Origin of the sequence: Corynebacterium sp., from assembly GCF_030152825.1 — a bacterium.
Taxonomy (GTDB): Bacteria; Actinomycetota; Actinomycetes; order Mycobacteriales; family Mycobacteriaceae; genus Corynebacterium.
In genome coordinates this window covers 1-2,642 of the sequence record NZ_JASLIP010000048.1, presented here as the reverse complement: position 1 = coordinate 2,642, position 2,642 = coordinate 1, and the positions used below count along the sequence as shown (strand labels likewise).

Below are 2,642 nucleotides of genomic sequence, written 5' to 3'. Positions count from 1 at the left end.
CGCTGCCGAAGCGGTGGCGTGGCTTTTGGGGCGCGGGTGCGGTTTTGCTACTCTTATCGAAGGTTTTCATGGCCACCATGCCGTGATCCTGGTGGTGTGTCCGAGCGGCCGAAGGTACTCGCCTCGAAAGCGAGTGAGGGTAAAACCTCCGAGGGTTCAAATCCCTCCACCACCGCAACACGATCCCCGTCCTTCCCGGGCGGGGATTTTTCTTTTCCTCCCAGCTGTCAGCTCACGCTTAGGGCACCTAGCCATCAGCCACTAGGCTGGAAGTGATACCCCTTTTCCCGGCATGGAAGGCTGCCTTAGCTCGTGGCGAAGTTCCTGTTTCACCTCGGACGCTGGTCGTTTACGCGCAAATGGCTCGCCATCGGCATCTGGTTGGTCGCCCTCGTCGGCATCGGCGCGGCCGCTCTCACGGGCCAGAAGGGCTTCAACGACGTCTTCGAAATCGACGACATGCCCTCCACGCACGCCACCGAGCTGCTCCAGGAGAAGTTCCCCGAGATGGGAGATCCTGGCGAGGAGTCGATCGTCAACGTCGTCTTCCAGGCCCCGGAGGGCAAGCAGCTGAAGGACCCCGAGTACATGGTGGCGATGGACCGCACCGTCGAAGCAATCAAGAAGGACGTCCAGAACCTCGGCGACACCCTCCAGCTGCACAACCCCGTCACGATGAACGACGGGCTGCAAAAAGAGCTCGTCAAACAGGAAATGGAGATGGGGCTGCCGCGCGAGACCGCGCTGCTGGACGCGCACACCCTGCGTTCTGTTTCCGACGACGGCCGCACCGGCGTGCTGAGCTTCAGCTTCGACGTCCCCGTCCCCGCGGACGTCACCGACGAGGACCGGCAGGCCGTCACCGACGCGATGAACATCTCCCGCGACGCAGGGCTCACCGTCGAAGCCGGTGGCCTGGGCTTCGCGGACCCCGTCGCCGTCGAACCGATCAGTGAGATCGCCGGTCTGGCGGTGGCGATGATCATCCTGTGGGTGACCTTCGCCAGCCTGCTCGCCGCCGGGTTGCCGCTGCTCACCGCGGTGGTTGGCATTGGCATCGGCACGCTGTTGACGGTTGGCGCGACCTTCTTCGTGCCGTTGAATTCTATGACGCCCACGCTGGGCCTCATGCTGGGCCTGGCGGTCGGTATCGACTATGCGCTGTTCATCATGGCCCGCTACCGCGACGAGCTGCGGCACGGGCGCAGCCGACTGGATGCGATTGGCCTGGCGACCGGTACTGCGGGCTCGGCGGTGGTCTTCGCCGGCCTGACGGTGATCATCGCGCTGGTTTCGCTGCGTCTGGCGAACATCACCTTCCTGACCTATATGGGCTACGCGGCCGCGGCGAATGTCTTCATCGCCGTGCTCGTGGCACTCACCCTGTTGCCCGCGCTGCTGGGCGTGCTCGGGGACCGGGTGTTCAAGAAGGAGGCAGCCGGCCCGCACGACACCGAGGCCCGTGCCGTGCCGCCGGAGAAGCAGAAGAACACCTTCAGCGTGCGCTGGGTGAAGCTCGTGCACCGCGTGCCCGGCCTCATGCTCGCCCTGGTGATGGTGGTGCTGGCTGGGCTCTCGATCCCGGTGTTGAACCTCGAGCTGGCGCTGCCCTCGGATAAGACGGCGAACGTCACCTCTACGCAGCGTAAGTCTGCCGAGCTGCTCGAGGAGGGCTTCGGCGGCGGCAAGAACGCTCCGATGCTCGTCGTGGTGGATGGCTCCGAGGCTCGCGGGGATGCGGAGGCGCTGAAGCCTTATCGTGGTGGCGCGGAACCGAGGTCCGAAAATCAACCGAGCCCGGCGCAGGCGACGTTCATGTACGCCGCCGACCAGATGCGACAGAACTCGGATGTGGTCAACGCGCAGATCGTCGGCATGAGTGAGGACGAAACCGCCGCGCAGCTGTTGGTCACCCCGAAGGAAGGCCCGACGGACGAGCGGACCGTGCAGCTGATCCACACGCTGCGGGCGCAGCAGGCGGAGATCGAGGCCGCGACCGGCGCGACGATCGGCATTACGGGCCTGACCGCGATCCAGCAGGACGTCACCGACAAGCTGGCCGACGCGATGCCGATCTACCTGGGGCTTGTGGTGGGCCTGGCGCTGATTCTGCTGCTGATGGTCTTCCGCTCCATCGTGGTCACACTCATCGCGGCACTCGGGTTCCTGCTCTCCGTGGGCGCTGCCTTCGGCGTGACGGTGCTGTTCTGGCAGGAGGGCCTGTGGGATCTGTGGCACTCGCCGGGCCCGCTGATCAGCTTCGTGCCGATCTTCCTCATCGGCGTGACCTTCGGCCTGGCCATGGACTATCAGGTGTTCATCGTTTCCCGCATGCGCGAGCGTTTCCTGCATGATTCGCAGGCCGCGGTGCGCGGTTCTCGCTACACCGCGGTGGAGGATTCCGTGATCGGTGGCTTCTCGCTGGGCGCCCAGGTGGTAACGGCGGCGGCGCTGATCATGATCGGCGTGTTCGCGTCCTTCGTGTTCCAGCCGTTGCCGTTCATTCAGATCTTCGGCTTCGCGCTCGGCGCGGGCGTGCTCTTCGATGCCTTCTTCATCCGTATGACGTTCGTCCCGGCGCTGATGTTCCTCTTCGGTAAGGGGACGTGGTGGATGCCGAAGTGGCTGGACAAGGTGCTGCC

The 2,642-nt window shown here is 64.8% G+C and carries 1 protein-coding gene and 1 tRNA gene; both read left to right on the top strand.

Features of this window, described 5'->3' with window-relative positions:
• Positions 1 to 90: 90 nt before the first annotated feature.
• Positions 91 to 175 (top strand) — tRNA-Ser (locus Q1V78_RS05895).
• Positions 176 to 312: 137 nt separating this feature from the next.
• On the top strand, positions 313 to 2,642 hold a 2,330-nt coding region (locus tag Q1V78_RS05890; protein WP_300612634.1), incomplete at its 3' end, for an MMPL family transporter.